Here is an 18997-nt window from a genome sequence, read left to right as displayed (position 1 = left end):
AGAGATAGAGATGCTCATTGTGCTTCATTTTGTGATGGGAGTTTTATTGATATTCTCCTTTCTTGGTTATATGCAGTTTGTACGGAAGGCACTTTCACTACGTTGGGAATTCATCCCTGTATTTGTGTTTTCCTCGATTGCCTGCCTTGTTTTCATGAGTGGTTTGGCAGGGCAGCTGTTTACGGGCAGTCTTGTCATTCTGATTGCAGGTTTGTTTTTGTATGGGTGGCTGTTGATTCTTAGGCTACGCCGAGGGGCATCATTACGTATGTCCTTTTCCATATTCCAATTTTCATTCATGGCAGGGACTTTTGTTTTCTTGCTGGTGCTCTTTCAGAACCAATTAACACATTACGATAATTTCTCCCACTGGGCTATCGTATTGAAGCAGATGTTGAGTACAGATGCCTTTCCGACGCCAGACTCCAACCTGATTGATTTTAAAAACTATCCGCTGGGGACTTCGTCGTTTATTTATTATGTCTGTCGCTTCATGGGGCACTCCCAGTCCGTAATGCTCTTGGCACAGGGATTGCTTATCTTTTCCTGTTTTTATGCCATGTTTGGCATCGTTTCGGAGAAGAAACGCTTTCTTCTGTATGCTTTTCTTGGACTCGGGTTATCTACACTTTCGTTTTTCAATCTTACGATTCGGATCACTAACCTGCTCGTGGATTTCTTGCTTCCGATCTACGCACTCGCGATCCTGGCAGTGATTTACCAATATCGTAATGAGATCAAAAAGGCATGTATTGTTGTTCTTCCGCTTGCGGGATTACTGACCATCATCAAGAGCACGGGTATTATTTTCGCCGCGATCGGTCTGATATTCCTAGTGTATACATGGCTAAAACATAAACAAAAGTTCAGTTGGAAAACAGCACTCGCTGTAGTGGGTACGATCTGTGGTGCGCTGATTCCCTACTTCAGCTGGAGCTGGCGAATGGCAACGGTGTTCCAAGGGATTGATAACAAGTTCGATGTGGCTACCTCGGGGATTCAAGCCGGCAAAACGCCAGAGCAGATGCGTGAGATTCTGTGGACTTTCCTCAAGGCCAGTACGGATCTGACGACACGGCCAGTGATCGGCATTGTTATTTTCCAGCTTATCGCGATTGCAGCATCTGTATTTGCCATCGTGGTGCTTAAGAAGAAGTGGAACTTGTGGAAAGCATTAATTGCTTTGGACGTTGTTCTGTTACTGTACTATGCGGGTATTTTGGCGTTGTATCTCTTCTCCATGCCATTGGATGAAGCAATTGTCCTGGCTGGATTTGAGCGTTATGCATCGAGTATCGTGGTGCTGTTCGCCGGTGGGCTGGTGTTGTGCGCTGCGATCGACCTGGAGCGATCATTCCACTATCGGATCGGTGAAGTACCAGATTATCAGTCCTTTAAGACGGTTGAGACAAAAGGTCATTATCAAAAAGGTATCATCGGCTGTATGGCGGTTGCGGCCACCATCCTTTTGTCCGAATATAATGGTATCGTGTCTATCGCCCAAAGCTATGATACAACGCTCCCTTACAAGATTCATGCAGTTACTGGTGATCGGTGGTACCCAGGTGGGCAAGAGGATAATAACAGATATCTCTTCTACGCCTCAGACAGGGACCAACAGGTCACGAACTATTACATGCAATATGTAGGGAAGTATTTCTTGTATGCTCCTCATGTGGATGGGATTGTGTTGTTCTATGAGGACAATATGGACAACCTTCTGAGCGGCTACGATTATCTAGTGGTCGTCGAGACCGATCTCAACGCCAAGTGGTTGCTGAAAAAGCATTATGGCATCGACATGCAGGAGGGTATCTACAAAATCACCCGTTCCGGGGATCAGATCGTTCTTACGTTGACTTGAGAACATAGATGTTGAGATCCTGTTCCGGACATCCGGTCAGGTAAGATTGGTACATGATTGTATATAGAGTCTCCTTAAATATAGCCCGCTATAGCTAATACCTATAGCGGGCTATAACTCTTTTGTAGAACAGTTATTCCGATCGGATATGTTATATTTAATTCTATAATGATAAACGGGGAGATTAAACTATGAGCGTACAAACAAAACCTAAACAACGAACAGTCACTCCATTTCGATATGATATTGTGGGCAGTTTCCTACGCCCGAGTGCGTTGAAAGATGCCCGATTAAAATACCAGAACGGCGAAATTACCACGGAACAGTTGAATGAAGTGGAGAATGCCGAGATTGTGAAACTTGTACAGAAGCAAAAAGAGGTTGGCCTTCAGGCTGTAACGGACGGCGAATTCCGCCGCTCTTGGTGGCATCTGGACTTTTTCTGGGGACTGGATGGTGTAGAGCGGACGATCATTGAGGAAGGCTACCGATTCAACGGTGCGACATCCAGACCGGAAACAGCTCGTCTGAGCGGCAAAATCAGCTATAGCAGTCATCCATTTGTAGCGCATTATGCCTTCTTGAAAGAAGCGGCTGGGGAAGACGTTGTTGCCCGTCAGTCCATTCCAGCAGCAGCCCAGTTCCTATTCGAATTGGACCGGGCAGATAATAAGGAAAGCACACAGGCCATCTATCCGAACCGCCAAGAGCTTCTCTCGGACATTGCTGGGGCGTACAAAGCATCCATCCTGGCTTTTTATGAAGCCGGCTGCCGCAGCATCCAGATTGATGATTGCACGTGGGGTGCATTGTGTGACCAACAGTTCATCACAGTGATGGAGCAGATTGGCGTTAATGTGGAAGAGTACGCAAACGAACTCGCAAAACTGAACGAAGATGTGGTATCTGGCCTGCCGGAAGACCTCGTGGTAACCACTCATGTCTGCCGCGGTAATTATGTTTCGACATTTGCAGGAGTCGGTGGCGGTTATGAGCCGATTGCGCAGACACTTCTGAGCATCGATAACTACTCTGGATTCTATCTGGAGTTTGATACGGAACGGGCTGGTGACTTCAAGCCACTTCGTTTCCTGAAGGACAATCAGCAGGTTGTACTTGGCCTCTTCTCTTCCAAATTCGGAGAGTTGGAGAACAAGGAAGATATCCTGAAACGGATTGAGGAAGCTACACAATATGTTGATCTGGATCGAATCTGCCTGAGCCCGCAATGCGGCTTCGCTTCCACGGAAGAAGGCAACCATCTGACCGAGGAACAGCAATGGCGCAAGCTTTCCTTCATTAAGGAAATTGCTGAAGAGCTTTGGAAGTAACTTTTTCAACGTCATTCATCTTAGCCATACGGACCATCATCCGTATGGCTTTTTGGTGTAGTCCTCATTGTAGAGTGGATGTTTGATCAGAGCCCATAACAGCCAAGATAGTAAAGCAAGGGAGAGAGATAAGAATAACGGAACAGGGAAGCGGCATGACTGAGGAAGAGGTGTGGTGGACGAAATAAAATAGCGACAGTTAGGACAAAGGGATCTTTGTCGCAACTGCCGCTATTGGTCTATCTCGCATGATATCGCCCTTTAGGTACTACCATCGGTGATCCCGAGACGGGGTCTTCTATGACCGTACATTCCAATCCAAAAATGTCTTTGACCTGTGGTGCGGTTATCATCTCTGCGGGCTTACCCTCAGCCACAAGTTTTCCGGTATGAAGCACAGAGGGTTACATTCCTTGTTGAAGTAGTCCATTATCCGTTCTTAACGGAACAGTTATAGGATGAGAGCAGGAGGGTTTTTAATAAAATAGGATGAAGATAATATCCATGTATTCAATTCCAGATCATGGTATATTTGTAGTATTAAATAATGTAAGGAGATTCTACATGCATAATCAATTCATCAAAAAGTTGATCGTACTTTGTTTGGTTTTTGTATTATTACCGGCAACGAGCGTTTTGGCTGCGTCGTCGCTTATTAAGGACCCGGTCTTGGCCAAAGTTATTCGAGCAGATCTGAAGATGTCGGCTAAGAAGGAAATAAAGGCTGCCGATTTGAAAAAATTAAAATCCCTATATGCTATGGAAACAAAAAGTAAGATTTCTAACCTGCAAGGTCTTGAACATGCCGTTAATATGACGGATCTATTCTTGCCTGGTCAAAATATAAAAAATATTAAGCCACTCAACAAGCTAAAAAAATTGACGTTCTTAGCTGTTGGAGGCAATCAGATTACAGATATCTCCCCACTTTTAGGTCTGACTAATCTGCAAAATCTGGTTATGGACAATAACAAAATCAAAAGCCTGGCTCCATTAAAAAATATGCATAAACTGACCAGTCTGCTCGCCAGTGGGAATCAGGTGACTGATCTAAGTCCTCTTCAGAAATTAAAGTTGGAATGGGTCATTATGAATGATAATAAAATTCAAGATCTGACACCTTTCAAGAACCATCCGACCTTGGAGTATCTATATGTAGAAGATAACCTCATTGAGGATATTGCAGTGCTCGAAACCATCCCACATCTAACAGAGGTATATTTGGCTAATAATCCGCTGAATGATCGTGCAGAGCAGGTTGTGAAAAAGCTGGAGAAGAAAGGCGTCGTTGTAAGTCTGGTAAGCGATGAAGCGGATCAGGCGAAGTAGTTTCGATTAGAGAAAATGTATATGTATATGTAAGAAGAAGTTAATCCCTCATTATATTGAACAAAAACAAAGAAGGCCGCGGATATTCTGACGGCCTTCTTTAATTATGTTGGACAGAAACGCTCGGTAACAACTTAACGCCCGTCCCACAACAATATTATTCCACTACGATCTCCTTCACCGTCTCCCCCTCAACCAGCACCGGCTGATAGTAGGTGTTCGTTGGCAGATCCTTTTTGCCTTGCAGATTCTTGATTACCCAGTCGGCAGCATCGCGGCCCATTTGTTCTTGGGGATGGGTTAGCGTTGTTAGCCTGATGTTGGCGTTCTTGGCGATGTACGAATTGTCCTGCCCAATGATGGATAACTCATCCGGGATCGAGATGCCCAGTTGCCTGCAGGCGTTCACGACCTCCAGTCCCACCTCATCGTTGTAACAGACAATCGCGGTGAGCGAATCCCTGTTTTCGTCCAGATACGTTGCTACATTAGAGGATAAATCCGGTTTCGATGCGGTATCAAAGGAAAGCACTTGCTCAGGATGGAACCGTAACTTCGCTTCACCCAGTGCCTTGATGTATCCTTTCATCCGGTACTTGCCTTGTAGATCATCCATTTTGGCAATAATGCCGATCTGGGTGTGGCCTTTGGCGATCAATTCACGTGTGGCAAGATAACTGGATTGCACGTCATCCAGGCAGAAGAACGGAACCTCCAGCTCCTCATAAAATGCATTAATCATCGTAAACGGCACATCCTGCTCTTTGAACGATAGGTAGTATGCAATGTTGGGATTGTAGAGATTACTTTTGGTCGGTTCGACAATCAGGCCATCCACGCCGTAGGAGAGCATCATTTCGAGGGCTTTTTTCTCCTGCGCTACATCATTATTGGTGCTGGCCAGCAGTAACGAGTAGTTGTCCTCATTCAGACGACTCTCGATGCCACGGATGATGGACGGAAAGATGTAATCCGAGATGTATGTCGTGATCACACCAATCGTTTTCTTAGACGTATTGCCACCTGATCGTGATCGATACTGATTGCTAACGTAAGTCCCTGAACCCTTTTCGCTGCGTAAAAACCCTTCGTTCGATAACTCCAAAATAGCCTTCCGCACCGTCTGGCGACTTACGGTGTAGCTTTCCTGTAATGCCAACTCGGTGGGGATCTGTTCGCCTATGCTATATGTTCCCGAAAGGATATGACTCTTTATATCATCAATGATGACCTGATATTTTGGCTTCACGTAGTCCACTTCTTTCATCGTTACTCATCTATATCAACGTTGTTGTTCAAATAGTTGTACGTACATATTTTAGCATGATTCAGTTTGAATGCATATAAAACAGCACAATTTTTGAAGTAAACCGTACACATCAGGTCTTTTTAGAGAGAGGTGTACCTTACAGCATAGCCTTTTTATAGCCATATAAGACCTTTGAATGGTCAAAATGAGCACAATATATGTCCTTTGTAAGTATAACTATTATATATTATTGACAAATGTACGTACAAAAAATATACTAAGGCTGTCAGAAAAGGAAAGCGCATTCTTTGAAAACACAACAGGAAGCATTTATACAAAATTCATTATTAGTTACTGCCATAAGTAAAAGCTTCACCTTATATATGCATCCTTTGGGATGTGAAATCGCGACCGGAGAGGGGATACACGTGATTATGAGTCAATTGGACTTGAAAGAAGCCATTACCAAGGGCGCTACTTCGCTCGGAATTGAATTTGGATCAACGCGGATTAAAGCGGTGTTGATTGACGAGCGTTTTGAGACCATCGCTTCAGGCAGTTATGAATGGGAGAACCTCCTGAAAGATGGATATTGGACGTACAACCAGGAGGATATCATCACAGGTCTGCAAACGGCTTATCGTGAGATGAAGCAAGATGTGGAACAGAAATACGGAATCACGCTGCGCACGGTCGGTTCCATCGGATTCTCGGCCATGATGCACGGATATATCGCGTTGGATAGCGCGGGTGAACTGTTGGTACCTTTCCGCACCTGGCGTAACGCTACGACGGGAGCAGCTGCAAGGGAGCTGACAGAGCTTCTGCAATTCAATATTCCGGAACGCTGGAGCATTGCCCACTTGTATCAAGCGATTTTGAACGAAGAGGTGCATGTACCACAGATCGATCACCTGACAACCTTGGCTGGATACATCCACTGGTTGCTGACGGGCAATAAGGCGATTGGGATCGGCGATGCTTCAGGCATTTTCCCAATTGACGAGTCTACACATAACTATCACCCATCCATGATCCAACAGTTCGACGAACAGATCGCAGGCAAAGGTTATCCGTGGAAAGTTGAGGACCTTCTGCCCAAGGTATATCTCGCGGGTGAGAATGCAGGTGAGCTAACGGAAGCGGGAGCCAAGTTACTCGACCCTTCGCAAGATCTGCAAGCAGGCATTCCGCTCTGCCCGCCAGAAGGCGATGCCGGAACGGGTATGGTGGCAACAAATAGCGTGAGAAAACGTACGGGCAACATCTCCGTTGGCACATCCGTATTTGCGATGATCGTACTGGAGAAGGAATTGTCCAAAGTGTATCCCGAGATCGATATGGTCACCACGCCGGATGGCAGTCCAGTAGGGATGGTGCATGCCAACAACTGTTCCAGTGATATCAACGCATGGGTTGGACTGTTCCGTGAATTCTCTCAAGCAATGGGATATGAAGTGGATAACGCCAAGTTGTTTAGCGTGTTGTTTAACAAGGCTTTGGAGGCAGACCCTGATGGTGGTGGCTTGCTCAGCTACGGTTACTACTCAGGTGAGAACATTACGGGACTTGAGAAAGGCCGTCCATTGTTCGTCCGCTCCCCGGAAAGCAACTTCAATCTGGCAAACTTCATGCGGACACATCTGTTCAGTGCCTTCGGTGCACTCAAGCTGGGTATGGACATTTTGACGGAAGAAGAGAATGTGGCGATTGACAGCATTTTGGCTCACGGTGGCCTGTTCAAGACTCCTGTCGTCGGGCAACGGATTGTAGCTGCTGCGATGAACGTACCGGTGTCGGTAATGTCTACCGCTGGTGAAGGCGGCGCATGGGGCATGGCGCTTCTGGCTTCGTACATGATCAACAAGGATCAAGAGGAGAGCCTGGATGTGTTCCTGGAGCAGAAAGTCTTTAACGATGTGGAGGGTGTCGAAGTGGCGCCGGATGCATCGGATGTGAAAGGGTTCGAAGCATTTATCGAACGCTACCGGAAGGGGCTCACAATTGAGCAGGCAGCTGTAGATCATCTGGTAGAGGTTGTTCAAAAAGACCGCTTTTGATTACGAAGGATGCCTAGTGGCATCATCAACATCGAATATGGAATTCAGCCGAAATGTCCGTGGCTCACGTAGCTCTATCTACGCTCCGCTACTCCATTTCTAGCTTCATCCCATCTTCTCGGTACTGAAAACCGACTTTTTGAACATTCACTATTTAGAGAACGGGAGGGAATAACATGTTAGAACAACTGAAAGAAGAGGTATTCCAGGCGAATCTGGAACTGCCAAAGCACGGACTTGTGAAATTCACATGGGGTAACGTCAGCGCAATCGATCGGGAAAGCGGTCTGTTCGTGATCAAACCAAGTGGCGTCAGCTACGATACGATGAAAGCAAGCGACATGGTTGTGGTTGATCTGGACGGTAACGTGGTGGAGGGTGAAATGAGACCTTCCTCGGACACTGCAACACATGCCGTACTATATAAGCATTACTCGGAGATTGGTGGCATCGTGCACACACACTCCACGTGGGCGACTATCTGGGCGCAAGCCGGACTGGACGTACCTGTAATGGGTACAACACATGCAGATACGTTCTATGGAGCAGTGCCTTGTGCACGTTTCCTGAACCAGGATGAGGTTGATCGTGGATACGAAGCGGAGACAGGACACGTCATTATTGAAACGTTTGAACAGCGTGGGATTGATGTTATGGCTGTTCCAGCAGTGTTGCTCCATGGTCACGCACCGTTTACGTGGGGGAAAGATGCCAAGTCTGCGGTGGTAAACAGTGTCGTGCTGGAGGAAGTGTGCAAAATGAACCTGTACGCGCGGCAATTGAATAACTTCGCGAAGGAACTGCCACAAGGCATTTTGGATAAACACTATCTGCGAAAACACGGAAAAGACGCGTATTACGGACAAAAGTAATTAGGTTATAACAGTGACTGGAAGCATGTTCTGGCTTCCAAGTGGTTTAGTGTGGGAATGACTTGTTCAACTATACTTTTTACACGATAACGGAGAGTGCAGAACCAATCTGAAGAAGCGAAGCTAAAAGCTTTCTGCAAGAAAGCTACTTCGGAAGGATATACTTCGCGTTTATCACAGGATTTTCCCTTTGCAAAAAGGGAATCAAAAAATCCGGGGATAACCAGCGATCGGAAGATGGTATTGCAATCGGAGTGGTAAGTGTAACCCATTTGTTCAACTATAAAATAATGAAATGAGGATGATTATATGTCAGCAGCAAAAGAATTCTGGTTTGTGGTCGGTTCACAGCACTTGTACGGAGAAGAAGCACTGGGTGAAGTAAAAGCCAACGCACAGAAAATTACGGATGCCCTTAATGCAAGCGGCGTACTGCCGTACCCGCTCGTATTGCAGGATCTGGCGGTAAGCGCAGATAAAATCACGAGCACGATGAAAGAAGTCAATTACCGTGACGAAGTAGCAGGTGTGATCACATGGATGCATACGTTTTCCCCAGCGAAAATGTGGATTCGTGGTACAAAATTGCTGCAAAAACCTTTGCTGCACTTGGCAACCCAATTCAACGAAAGCATTCCTTGGGCAACCATCGATATGGACTTCATGAACTTGAACCAAGCGGCACACGGTGACCGTGAATATGGCTTCATTAATGCCCGCCTGAGAAAACAAAATAAAATTGTCGTTGGCTACTGGGAGCGCCCAGAAGTGCAACAACAGGTTGCTGACTGGATGGACGTAGCGGTAGCTTATAATGAGAGCTTTAACATCAAAGTAGCGCGCTTCGGTGACAACATGCGCAACGTGGGCGTAACCGAAGGTGATAAAGTAGAAGCACAGATCCAATTCGGATGGACCGTTGATTACTTTGGCATTGGCGACCTCGTGCAATACGTGAACGCCGTAACAGAGCAGGAAATCGATGATTTGATCGCTCAGTATGGAGACCTCTACGAATTCGATTACGGCACGAACAGCAAGGAAGCTTGGGAAGCCAGCGTACGTGTGCAAGCGAGTTATGAAATTGCGATCAAACGTTTCCTGGACGAAGGTGGTTACAGTGCCTTCACTACAAACTTCGAAGATCTGCATGGCATGAAACAGCTTCCGGGTCTGGCTGTACAACGCCTGATGGCTCAAGGGTACGGATTTGCCGGTGAGGGTGACTGGAAAACAGCTGCGCTGGATCGCTTGCTAAAAATCATGGCCCATAACGAGAACACGGGCTTCATGGAAGATTACACATACGAGATGGCTGCTGGACAGGAAGCGATTCTTCAATCTCACATGCTTGAAGTTGATCCTACACTTGCCAGCACGAAACCAAGAATCATCGTGTCCCCACTGGGTATTGGCGATCGTGAAGATCCGGCACGTCTCGTATTCGATGGTAAAGCAGGCGAAGGTGTCGTGGTATCCATGGCAGACTTCGGTACACATTACAAACTGCTGATCAATGAAGTATCCGCATTTGAGCCAACCGTTCCAGCACCTAACCTGCCGGTAGCACGTGTTCTGTGGAGCGTGAAGCCGAACTTCCAAGATGGAGTGAAAGCATGGATCGAAAATGGTGGTGGTCACCATACGGTTGTATCCTTGAACCTGACTACAGATCAGATCGTGACATATGCGAAGCTGGTGAATCTGGAGTACGTTATTATTAAGTAAAAGTGGATTAGCAGCTACTGCCTGAACTCAACCAATTTTTTTCTCTGTGGCCGGGGGTTAACCCTCGGCCCTTTGTTTGTTATGCTGAGAAGCATGATGTGAAGCTGAGCAAGGCTTTGCTTTTTCATCGAAAAGGGATAAGAAATGAAGGAGGAAGGACATGTATACAAAAGAAAGCTTGATGCAGCAGCTAGAGCAGCTTGGTGTGGATAGGCAAGGCACGGTGCTCATTCACTCTTCAATGAAAAGTATAGGCGAGGTTGAAGGTGGAGCAGACACAGTGTTGGATGCCTTTAGCGACTATATGAAAGAGGGATTGTTGGTGCTTCCCACTCATACGTGGTCTACCATTAATGCGGATAACCCAGTGTTCCACGTGGAAAATTCTACCTGTTGCGTGGGCATTCTGCCTGAACTTTTTCGTAAACGTGCGGGCGTAGTTCGTTCGTGGCACCCTACGCATTCGGTAGCGGCACTGGGAAGGGACGCAGAGGCATTTACGAAGGACGATCATCTCTTCGATACACCGTGTGCGAGAGGTTCAGCATGGGGGAAACTACTCGATCGGAAAGCGACCATCTTGTTAGTGGGCGTTGATTTGAAGCGGAATACATTTATCCACGGGGTCGAAGAGTGGGTGGACATACCTGGCAGAATGACAGACGAGCATGAGATGCTGTATACAGTTTTACCGGATGGAAGTCAGATTTCAGTACCATCCCGCAGACATTGTGGGTTGCCATGGTCGGAGCATTTCTGGAAAGTAGATGAGGTACTGGTTCGCGAAGGTGCGATGCATAAAGGAAAGCTCGGTGATGCGGTTGTTAGCGTGTGTGATGCGACTAAGACGGCAGAGGTAATCACGGAGATGCTGAAGGATAACCCCGATCTATTCACGGACAATCTCCCTCTGGATGAAGTAAACGAATGATGTAAGGGCCGTCCGATAGCCGGATGGCTCAATATGAATCACATGACAATGTCCAAATATCTTCAGAGCAGATGAACTTCCTCTCCTGTTAGTACTCTAAACCTTCAGAAGCATTCATAAATAATCAGAAATAGATCAGCATTTCGATCAGAGGTTGGTCGGACTTCCAGTGTATGGGCTACTCACCCTTATGGTGGTGTGATAAGATATGGTTAAATTAACCAATAAGTTTGGCGTAGCAGAATTGTATAGGTGTTTATTGAAGTTTTATATAAGTATCACATAGAATCATGAACAACCACGTTGTCATTGTAGCATCTAAGAAGGAGAAGATTCGTGAACCCTTTAGTATGGTATGATCTCTTTTTATTTGTCCTTTTGTTTGGTGTAGGTGTATATGTGTTTGCTACAGTTAGAATTACGAACTTACATAAAGTGTACTTTTTATTTCACGGGTTGATGATGCTCTGGCCTTTCTGTCAATTTGCGAGTACGCTCACGGATGATTCCGGTCTGCAATTGTTCTACGTTACCTTATCTTTCGTTGCGGTCTCCTTGCTTGGGAGCGGGTGGCTTCTACTGACGATCTTTATTACCGGTTATTCAGAGCGTCTGAGTGCAAAAGGAACCTTCTTGCTATTTGTCCCTGCGGTGATCGGGGCTATAGGTGTGGTCGCAAATCCATGGAACGAGTTCGTCATTCCACTGGAGGGCGGGTACATCGAGCGGGATTACGGCCTTTGGTTCTGGGTTGTGATGACTATTCTGGTGAGCTATTTCTTGACTTCTCTCGTGGTTCTATTCCGGGCCGTGTATTCTTCGCAGACGTCTGCCATGATCACAAAACAGGTGAGAATCACCCTGTGGGGCATCTTGGTGTTGGCTGTTTTTGCAACAATTGATGCGATTCTGAATGTCGTTCTAGCCCGGTGGTTGCCGATCATTCCTGGCATGACTTCGCTGGGGATCTTTCTGTCGGACCTGTTCTTTGTCTATGTGATCAAAAGATACAATGTGTTCGATCTGGTCTCTATCGCCCATGAGGACGTAATCAATACCATTCCATATGGCATCCTGGTACTGGATGAGAATGAAGTTATTGTTGAAGCGAACAAAGCCTCTCGATCCTTTATGGATCTGCATGTGGGGGATTCTTTTGATATGGAAGCCTTTCTGGAGTCTGTTCATGTTGTGGGCAGCTGCCGGGAGTTCGTGAATCATTATAAGAAAAAAGAAAATACCCTCTCTCACATTGAAGTGATCGTGGAGCGAGACAACAATATCCGGCACTATATCCTGCAATCTTCTCCGATTGTGGATTCGGCTCTTGTGCCGATCGGTCATATTCTCACGTTCCAGGATGTCTCGCAGGAGCGTTTCTACGTGAAAGAGATGAATCGCCAGAACGTAACGCTACAGGAGCGAAACCAGGCGCTAGACTTGATCCGTCAGGAGTTATCCGAGGCCAATCGCAAACTGGAGGAACTCGCCCTGACGGACAGTTTAACCAACTGTTACAACCGTCGTTATCTGACCCAACATCTGAATCACGAGGTCATTACCAATATTCAATACAAAACACCATTCTCTCTCCTGCTGCTCGATATCGACTACTTCAAAGCGATCAATGATCGCTATGGGCATGTCATCGGGGATGAAGTGCTCGTCCGCACGGCGGAGGCGGTCAAACAATCCATTCGCAGTACCGATATCCTGACGCGCTATGGCGGGGAAGAGTTCATGATCTACCTTCCGCATACGGAGCATGATCTGGCGAACCAGATCGCGGAGCGCGTAAGAACAGCTGTGGAGTCCAACCACATCATGGTGGATCACGAGATTATGCAGGTGTCCATTACGATAAGTATTGGGATTCTTTCCTTTGAGGACTTTGAAGTTGTCCATGTGCCGGACAATCCGGAGGGGTACTTGACCCAGCTGTTTGCCGCGGTGGATAAGGCGTTGTATCAGGCAAAGCAGAATGGGCGGAACAGAGTGGAGTTTGCGGAGTTTGAGCGGGAAGTTATTTGAGTTTTATGAGGATGATAAAGATTCCTTTATCAGATGTCCCAAAAGTTGTAAGAAATTAAACCATATAGAGTATTTGAGAAGGCGCTTCTGAAGACACTGTAAAGTGTTAATAAGAGCGTCTTTTTGTATGCGTAATCACCTCAAATACCATAAGTAGAATGTGTCATCTAGATATCCTGAAAATTTTAATTGACAGTGTGACTGGATGTGACTATAATTTACACAGGAACACCCAGTCACATTTTTAGTGGTTTCTGGAAGGGGGGATGTATATGAAGTGGAAGCTTAATCTGACAATTATGGCAGTAATGAAAATAAGCATTGAATTTGAAAGTAAACATCGGTTACATAAAGCTTAAGTAGTGGTTATAGTAGAGGTGTGTATTGCACCTCTAACTTCTTCTTTTTTTGGAATAAATCAAAATTGTGATTTTATTTATTGATGAAATAAACATTTATTTAAAAGGAGGAAATCCCGTGCGTAAAGATATTAATTATACTGCAAATCTAAAACAGAATGGGGAGGGAAAAGCATTTTTCACTGAGTTTAGACATCCTATAGTATTAGATTCAACGGGTAATCAAGGGAAAAAGATTAAAAAGGGACTGGGTAACAATGAAGAACTAGCAATAAAGATTGTTGAGGAATTAAATTGGCTTTTAAGCAATTACCAAATTGCAACTACGGAGATATCTAGATCTAAAGGATTTGAAGAAAAAACAATTGATTGTTTTTTTGGAGCTATTTTGAAAAAACAAAATAAAAGTAAATCTGATTTACTAGATAGTAAAATTAAAAGTCATACAAGAAGCAAAGAGCATGTAACTGTGGCTGCTATTGGACCTACAGGTTCAGGGAAAACTAGCTTAATACGGAATTTAATAGGGACGAATCCTTCAAATATATCTTTTCCAGCAGTTTCATCTAATCGCACAACTACAGCGAGGATCGAATACATCTTTAATAATAGTGAACAAGCAAAGGCAGCGGTGGTATTTGCAAGCGAACCCCAAATAGAACAATATATTAAAGAAAATATAATTGCAGCAATCAGAGAGCAAATTCTTGGTGATGATGATGAAGACGATGATGAAACTATTGCAGACACATTATTAACACATGCAGATATGAAGTTTAAACTTGGTTATATATTAGGTCATTTTAGAAAACCCTCTGGAGATGACGAAAAAAGAAATTCTGATTATATTGCCTTAAAGCAATTTGTTGAGAAAACGAAAAACTTAAAGAACGAAGCCGAACTTTTTTTTGAAAATCAACATATTAATTTTAAAGATGACGATGAAAAATTGGATTTTTATATTGATTATTATTTTGAAGATGAAAGTAGTAGCATAGATGATTTGGTTGAGGAGATAATAGCACTAATAAAAAGTAAAGTTTCAGCAATGAAATATGGAGAATTTGAAAAATTAAATGGATGGCCACAAGTTTGGTTTGCCGAAGGTGAAAAAGATACTATATTAAAATACATGGAATATTTTGCTGGAAATGATGGTAAAAAGTTTGGAGAACTTTTTGCTCCATTAGTAACGGATATTAGAATAAAGGCTAACTTTAAGCCTTACAGACTAAAGAATAATGAGAATCTGAATAATGTAACGTTAATTGATACTATTGGTATTGGGCACTCTACAAAGGCTATCGATAGTTTGGATTCTGAGATTATTGATACTGCCTCAAAAGCAGATTTAATTATTTTTGTTGATAATGGTAGTAATCCTATTAACCAGACTGCAAATATAGCTATAAGAGATCTAATAACTCACGGAAATAGTCAAAAAATGATAATGGCCTATACACAGTTAGATCGTATAGAGGATTTGGCCGCGATTGATATAAAGGACAAAAAAAAGAATATATTTAAAGTTTTATCTAGTGCAATGAAAGGATATATTGACATTGGAGTAAATAGATCTTCAGTTGAAGATGCTAAGAAGCACTTTAAAAGAAACTCATTGTTTTTATCAAGAACTAATGAATTAAAGGAAATAAAAGGTAATAACGAGTTGTTAGAGGAAATTGAGAGATTAATTACATTTATACATGCAAAAGGAGAAGAAATTGAAGAAACTATTGAAGGGTTACCTGATTATGACTACGGAAAACTGTATAAAATTGTTGGGGAGACTGTAAGTCTATTTATAGATAATTTTAAGTCTAAACTTGATGATAATCATTGGACTAAGATCAAGGCCATGACTCACCGAATTAGTCAATTACAGTGGGATGGTTATGATAACCTTAAGCCATTATCAAATATAATGAGTTACTTTAGTATTAAACTAGATGATTTTATAAAATCGCCTCTACTTTGGCAAGATAACTTTTCAAATGAATGTAATCCTACAGATAGTAAAAAGATTAAAATTTTAAATGGAATTGTTCAACGGACTACAATAGATTTAAAGAATGAATTAACCCTCCTTCTTGTTAGTCAGTGTCTTGCATCATGGGATGTTGCTTATAAACATAGGGGGACTGGTTCAGCATCTATTCGTAAAAAAGATATAGAGTTTATTTTGAAGAAAGCTTTGACGATGGTTGATGATAAAGAGGATAGCACATTCTTAGCAAAACCTATTGAAAATATAATTAAGAGTGTAATTGAAGAATTAAAAACAGTGAAATTATAGTATGATTAAATGTAATTAAGTACATATGGATCTCGGTTGAAGATCTCATATGTACTTAATTTAGAACTTATTATGTACATACAGCAGAGCAAAAACAATGCTCAATTGTAAATTGTACTTGAAATATATATCAAGAATAAAAGATACATATGGAAATATAAACCACAAAGAAGTACTATATAAGCAAATATAGTTTAAAACTTCAAGGGGGAAGCCAATGCTTGACTTATCAGTATTAGGAAAAAAAGGAAATCATATTGTCCTAAAGGCTACAAAGGGAATCCAGTTTGGACAAGAAATTGTTACAGCTCAATGCTCGGTAAATGATGTTCTTAAGTTCTTATTAATAGATAGAGATGTTCAGAGGGACATAGCGCCCGAAAGAGTTTCAGCTATAAGTAAATATATACAATCCGGAATAGATGGGGAAGATATATTCTTTGCACCTATGATATTTTCTTCTAGAGGAAAAGGTGTGTATGATGAAGAAACATCTGAGTTTAGGCTTAACATGAATGATAAACTAGTTATTTTAGATGGGCAACATCGAATAAAAGCATTTGAACATCTTAAAAATCGTGTAGAAGCAATGCTTACTCAAAAACCTCAAGATAAGAGTTTGGTGGAATTCTCTGACAACCTCGAATCATTTCCATTAACTGTGCAAATATACTCAAATCTAGATTTGGTTAAAGAGAGACAATTATTTACTGACGTGAACACTAAATCTTCGGCGGTGAATAATACTCTACTAATAATGTATAAGAAAGATGATCTATATGGTGAAATGATAAAAGAGATAGTATCAAACCACCCTACGATCTCACCGGATTTATTTGAGTGTCGTTCAAAAACAACAAGAAGTAAACTTGCTACCGCGGCCACAATATATGTTATTGCAAAAACACTCAATGAAGGTACATATACTCGAACTTCGAATGCGAAAATTAGTCCACAAACTTATCCAGTCTACAAGAAAAATACAGAAGAGTTTTTAACCCTATTGGTGAAGTACACACCGAAAGATGCTTTAGACCGTGAAAAATATGTTGTTTATTCTTCTAATGTAATGGTTGCAATAGCAAAGTATGTATTTGAAATGAAAAAGAAATATCCAAACAAAAGAATGGAAGAGTTTTTCAAGGGAGCTATATATAACGTTGATTGGAGCCATAAAAATAATGATTTTAGAAAATTAGCAGCTAAATATAACAATCAGACTAGAAAATATAACTTTGGTTCAATTGGTAGAATAGTAAGAACATTTTCAATGTATTTAATTGAAAAATATGAAGGAGCCAGAGCACATGTCTAAAATCAGCTTGAAAGGAACTATTGACACAATTAACAAAAGCAGAACAAAAGGCATGATGTCAACACAAATCAGAGTAGATGATATATTACAAATATCTAAAATAGATCATAGAATAAATCGTGATTTATCCTACAATCGTTTGCCTGGTCTTTTAAAATATTTCGATAAAGCAGAATCAGAGATCGGAATTTTTCTCCCAGCTTTAGTTTTTTCTTTCCGAGAGAATCCAATTGTCAAATATAATAGGGCAACCAGCACACTTGAATTAGAAGAAGATGATAAATTAATAGTTATAGATGGACAACACAGGATAAAGGCAATGGAAAAGTACGTTGAAAAAAACAAGTTGAATAAGGATGAGCAAATTAATTTCGTTTCCAATTTTCTTACTGCACAAATTTATTTTGGGCTATCCGAAGAAGATGAGCGTAAGCTTTTCTCTGATATTAATTCAAATGCTAGGCGAGTATCGATGTCATTAGTAACACAATATGATTCAAGGGACATAATGAATCTACTAGTTCAAGAGTTACATCGAACTACCTCGATTCTTAAAGTTGTCCAAATCGAATTAAATAAGAGCAAAATTCTTAGACCAACTAATCAAGCATTTTCTACTGGGGCTAGATTTAAAACATTTATCAGTTATTTGCTCTTTGGAAAGAAAACACCTAATAGAAAAGACGAAGAATTAATCAAGAGTCAGTATGATGAAATATCTAGTTTCTTAAGTAAGTTCTTTACTATGTTTTTTTCTGTTCTCCCAGAAGTACCAGGAGATGTAGTAAAGTATGTACTTGGTCATGAACCTATTCAAAATGCAATTGCTCTTTATCTAAATGCTACAATAATGTCCAGTGATAATGAAGTTATTGTCTGGAAAGAGGATTGGGAAACAGAAACCGAACAGTTAGAAGCGATTGATTGGTCTGTTAAGAATCCTGAGTGGAATAGATGGGCAATCACTGTTAACCCTGTGAAGGGAAGCTATAAGGGGTTCGTGGAAAATATAACATTAGAAGTGACAGAATTTATTATAGATAAAGTAGGCTAGTCATTATCTTGAGAGATTTCGTGAGAGATCAATTATAGACTTTCTGGAAACTAGAAAAAGACGCTAAATTCAAACATAGCGTTCTTTTTTTTATTCCTTGAATTTTTGACCGATAATAAGGGGGATTTCGTTAGTATTAATCTATTCAAAAGCTTCTTGCATGTTTTTAACTAGCTTATTTAGAATGGTAATTTGTTTAATGTTCATTTTTCTTACAGTATCTGTATATTCATCGATTGCTTTTTGTTGAAATAGCTGTAACTCATTCATATTATTTAGATCAAAAAAAAGTTCAATTGCAGGAATCTGTAAAGCCGTGACAATCTTCTCCAAAGTATCAATTGAGAAATTTCTCTCCCCACGTTCAACTGATCCAATATACGCGTCATCTAATCCGGAAAGTTCAGCAAGCTGCTGTTGTGTCAAACCCTTTGTTTTTCGAATTGCTCTAATTCGTTCCCCTACCGTGTTTCGTAATTTTGTCATATTAACCACCTCTCCTAAAGGTTAGGAGAGTATTGATGTATTTAGCAGAGACATAAAGGCGGTAAAATATATTGAAAAAACTGCGATTAAGT

The 18997-nt window shown here is 42.2% G+C and carries 13 protein-coding genes; 11 read left to right on the top strand and 2 right to left on the bottom strand.

Annotation, left to right across the window (positions count from 1 at the left end; genetic code table 11):
- Positions 1–10: 10 nt before the first annotated feature.
- The 3 genes from V6668_RS29975 to V6668_RS29960 all read left to right on the top strand — a co-directional run bounded on the left by V6668_RS29975 (position 11) and on the right by V6668_RS29960 (position 4524).
- Positions 11–1864 (top strand): hypothetical protein, encoded by a 1854-nt coding sequence (locus tag V6668_RS29975; RefSeq protein WP_338707406.1) that lies wholly within the window; start codon positions 11–13, stop codon positions 1862–1864.
- 191 nt (positions 1865–2055) lie between these two features.
- Positions 2056–3195: a 5-methyltetrahydropteroyltriglutamate--homocysteine S-methyltransferase gene (locus V6668_RS29970; RefSeq protein WP_338707405.1), complete on the top strand. Its 1140-nt coding sequence runs from the start codon at positions 2056–2058 to the stop codon at positions 3193–3195.
- Between the two features lie 564 nt (positions 3196–3759).
- Positions 3760–4524, top strand: a complete 765-nt coding sequence (locus V6668_RS29960; protein WP_338707404.1) for a leucine-rich repeat domain-containing protein — start codon at positions 3760–3762, stop codon at positions 4522–4524.
- 157 nt (positions 4525–4681) lie between these two features.
- Here the strand turns inward: V6668_RS29960 and V6668_RS29955 are convergent, their stop codons facing one another.
- Positions 4682–5773 (bottom strand): GntR family transcriptional regulator, encoded by a 1092-nt coding sequence (locus tag V6668_RS29955; protein ID WP_036671907.1) that lies wholly within the window; start codon positions 5771–5773, stop codon positions 4682–4684.
- 434 nt (positions 5774–6207) lie between these two features.
- Here V6668_RS29955 and V6668_RS29950 point away from each other — a divergent pair, with 434 nt between their 5' ends.
- The 8 genes from V6668_RS29950 (at position 6208) to V6668_RS29915 (ending at position 18419) form a co-directional block, all read left to right on the top strand.
- Positions 6208–7833: an FGGY-family carbohydrate kinase gene (locus V6668_RS29950; RefSeq protein WP_338707403.1), complete on the top strand. Its 1626-nt coding sequence runs from the start codon at positions 6208–6210 to the stop codon at positions 7831–7833.
- 176 nt (positions 7834–8009) lie between these two features.
- The gene (locus V6668_RS29945; RefSeq protein ID WP_127547460.1) at positions 8010–8705 is read left to right on the top strand and encodes an L-ribulose-5-phosphate 4-epimerase; all 696 of its coding nucleotides are present in this window, start codon (positions 8010–8012) and stop codon (positions 8703–8705) included.
- 309 nt (positions 8706–9014) lie between these two features.
- Positions 9015–10433: an L-arabinose isomerase gene (araA, locus tag V6668_RS29940; protein ID WP_017691494.1), complete on the top strand. Its 1419-nt coding sequence runs from the start codon at positions 9015–9017 to the stop codon at positions 10431–10433.
- A 160-nt stretch (positions 10434–10593) separates the two neighbouring features.
- Complete coding sequence (locus V6668_RS29935) at positions 10594–11364, top strand: AAC(3) family N-acetyltransferase (protein ID WP_338707401.1); 771 nt, start codon at positions 10594–10596, stop codon at positions 11362–11364.
- Between the two features lie 336 nt (positions 11365–11700).
- Entirely contained in the window at positions 11701–13395 is a 1695-nt protein-coding gene (locus V6668_RS29930; RefSeq protein ID WP_338707400.1) for a diguanylate cyclase, read from the top strand.
- Between the two features lie 477 nt (positions 13396–13872).
- Complete coding sequence (locus V6668_RS29925) at positions 13873–16050, top strand: hypothetical protein (protein WP_338707399.1); 2178 nt, start codon at positions 13873–13875, stop codon at positions 16048–16050.
- 217 nt (positions 16051–16267) lie between these two features.
- Positions 16268–17365, top strand: coding sequence for a DNA sulfur modification protein DndB (locus V6668_RS29920; RefSeq protein WP_338707398.1), 1098 nt, complete (start codon positions 16268–16270; stop codon positions 17363–17365).
- On the top strand, positions 17358–18419 hold the full coding sequence (locus V6668_RS29915) for a DNA sulfur modification protein DndB (protein WP_338707397.1): 1062 nt from the start codon (positions 17358–17360) through the stop codon (positions 18417–18419). Before V6668_RS29920 ends, V6668_RS29915 begins: the two co-directional genes overlap by 8 nt.
- A gap of 141 nt (positions 18420–18560) precedes the next feature.
- On the opposite strand, the gene V6668_RS29910 is transcribed toward V6668_RS29915, so the two are convergent.
- Positions 18561–18905 carry a helix-turn-helix transcriptional regulator gene (locus V6668_RS29910; RefSeq protein WP_338707396.1) on the bottom strand — a complete coding sequence of 115 codons (345 nt, stop codon included), beginning with the start codon at positions 18903–18905 and terminating at the stop codon, positions 18561–18563.
- Between the last annotated feature and the right edge of the window lie 92 nt (positions 18906–18997).

The sequence above is a fragment of the Paenibacillus amylolyticus genome (assembly GCF_036894225.1).
Classification (GTDB): Bacteria; Bacillota; Bacilli; order Paenibacillales; family Paenibacillaceae; genus Paenibacillus; species Paenibacillus amylolyticus.
This window is presented reverse-complemented; position numbering and strand designations above follow the sequence as displayed.